Annotated in this window: 3 protein-coding genes; all 3 read left to right on the top strand. The window is 59.6% G+C overall.

The features are described 5' to 3' along the window. Nucleotides 1-748, top strand: a 748-nt coding sequence (locus ACESNB_RS12375; RefSeq protein ID WP_373007739.1) for an adenosylhomocysteinase, incomplete at its 5' end; no start/stop codon positions are given. Between the two features lie 18 nt (nucleotides 749-766). Further along, nucleotides 767-1624 (top strand): formyltetrahydrofolate deformylase, encoded by an 858-nt coding sequence (gene purU, locus ACESNB_RS12370; RefSeq protein WP_373007737.1) that lies wholly within the window; start codon nucleotides 767-769, stop codon nucleotides 1622-1624. A 33-nt stretch (nucleotides 1625-1657) separates the two neighbouring features. Beyond that, nucleotides 1658-2272 (top strand): S-adenosylmethionine synthetase N-terminal domain-containing protein (locus tag ACESNB_RS12365; protein WP_373007735.1); only part of this gene is annotated, 615 nt, incomplete at its 3' end.

Raw genomic sequence — 2272 nt, 5'->3', positions numbered from 1 at the left:
CTCGGTCACCAAATCCAAGTTCGACAACAAGTATGGCTGCAAGGAATCGCTTGTCGACGCGATCCGCCGCGGTACCGATGTCATGATGGCCGGCAAGAAAGCCTTCGTCGCCGGCTATGGTGATGTCGGCAAGGGCTCGGCCGCCTCGCTCGCCGGCGCCGGCGCCCGCGTTTCGGTTTCCGAGATCGATCCGATCTGCGCCCTGCAAGCGGCCATGGACGTCTTTGACGTTCTCACCATGGACGAGGCGGCACCGAAATTCGACATCTTCGTCACCGCGACCGGCAACAAGGACATCCTGACCGTCGACCATATGCGCGCGATGAAGGACATGGCCATCGTCTGCAACATCGGCCACTTCGACAACGAGATCCAGGTTGAAGGCCTGCGCAATTTCGAGTGGACGAACATCAAGCCGCAGGTCGACATGATCACGTTCCCAGACGGCAAGCGCATCCTGCTCCTGTCCGAAGGCCGCCTGGTCAACCTCGGCAACGCCACGGGGCACCCGAGCTTCGTCATGTCCGCCTCGTTCACGAACCAGACGCTGGCGCAGATCGAACTTCACCTGCGGGCCGACGATTACGAGAACAAGGTCTACACCCTGCCCAAGCACCTCGATGAGAAAGTGGCGATGCTCCACCTCGACAAGCTCGGCGTGAAACTCACCGAACTGTCGGGCGAACAAGCAGACTATATTGGCGTCACGACCGAAGGCCCGTTCAAGCCGGAACACTACCGCTACTAGGCGGGAGCGAAGCGGAGCATGAGTCAGGAACACATCCTTACGCTAGCCTGCCCTGATCGGGTCGGACTGGTCGCGACGCTGGCAAGGCTGATGGAGCGGCATGGCTGCTTCATCGCCTCGTCGCGCACCTTTGGCGATCCCGATACCGGGCAATTCTTTGCCCGTCTGGTGTTCCAGTCAGAAACGAGCGACGCCGTGCCAAGTGGCCTGCGGACTGACCTTGAATCGGTTGCGAGCGAGCTAAACGCATCGTGGGGAATCCACACGGTCGGGCAACCGGTGAAGACGCTACTGCTCGTTTCCAAATCGGACCATTGCGCCAACACACTGCTATATGGTGCACGTCGGGGCGAGCTGCCGATCGAGCTGGTCGGAATCGCATCCAACCACACGACTCTGGAGGCCGGGTTCGCGCATTGGAACCTGCCCTTCTTTCATGTGCCCGTGACAGCGGGCACGAAGGCAGAAGCTGAACAGCGCCTGTTCGATCTGGTCGATGAAACCGGCGCCGAACTGGTGGTGCTTGCCCGGTACATGCAGGTGTTGAGCAACGACGCCTGCACGCGTCTCGCGGGCCGCTGCATCAATATCCACCATTCCTTCCTGCCAAGCTTCAAGGGCGCGCGGCCCTACCATCAGGCACATGCGCGCGGCGTGAAAGTAATTGGCGCTTCCGCCCATTACGTGACGCCCGATCTTGATGAAGGCCCAATCATTACGCAGGCCACGGAAGGCATAGACCATTCCTTCAGCCCGGCTGACATGATCGAACTGGGCCGCCATCTTGAAGGCACCGCCCTGCTGCGCGCCGTCAAGGCGCATGCAGAGCACAGAATATTTATCAATGCTGGCAAGACGGTTGTCTTTGCCCGATAATCCCGACCGCACCGCTTCCGAGGAAACGACACAATGAAGATGAACGATTTTGAATTCACCAGCGAGAGCGTCGCAGAGGGCCACCCAGACAAGGTTGCCGACCAGATTTCCGATGCGATTGTTGACCTGTTCCTGACGAAAGACCCGACCTCCAAGGTCGCTGTCGAAACGCTCACCACCACCAACCGCGTCGTTCTGGCCGGCGAAGTGCGCACCAATAATGGCGCTGTCGTCACCCATGAAGAAATGATCCAGACCGCCCGCGATGTCGTGAAGAAGATCGGTTACGAACAGGATGGCTTCCACTGGGAAAAGATGGATGTCAGCTGCTACGTACACGGCCAGTCTGCCGAGATCGCCCAGGGTGTTGAAGAAGGCCAGGGCCTGTTTGCCGAAGAAGGCGCCGGCGACCAGGGCATCATGTTCGGCTATGCCGCCGACGAAACGCCCGAGCTTATGCCTGCCACGCTCGTCTATTCGCACCAAATTCTCCAGAAGATGGCTGAACTGCGCCATTCGGGCGAACGCCCTGAATTCGAACCTGACGCCAAGAGCCAGGTGACCCTGCGCTATGTCGATGAAAAGCCTGTCGGCGTGAACGCCGTCGTCGTCTCGACCCAGCACAAGGAGAGCGCAACACTTGAGGAG

The sequence above is a fragment of the Hyphomonas sp. genome (genome assembly GCF_041689225.1).
In the GTDB taxonomy this organism is placed as follows: domain Bacteria; phylum Pseudomonadota; class Alphaproteobacteria; order Caulobacterales; family Hyphomonadaceae; genus Hyphomonas.
Note: the sequence above shows the minus strand (reverse complement) of the source record. Positions and strands in the feature narration are given on the sequence as shown.

What these genes read in the sequence shown, in the direction of transcription:
- purU (WP_373007737.1), top strand. Translation starts at nt 767, where the DNA reads ATGAGTCAGGAACACATCCTTACGCTAGCCTGCCCTGATCGGGTCGGA.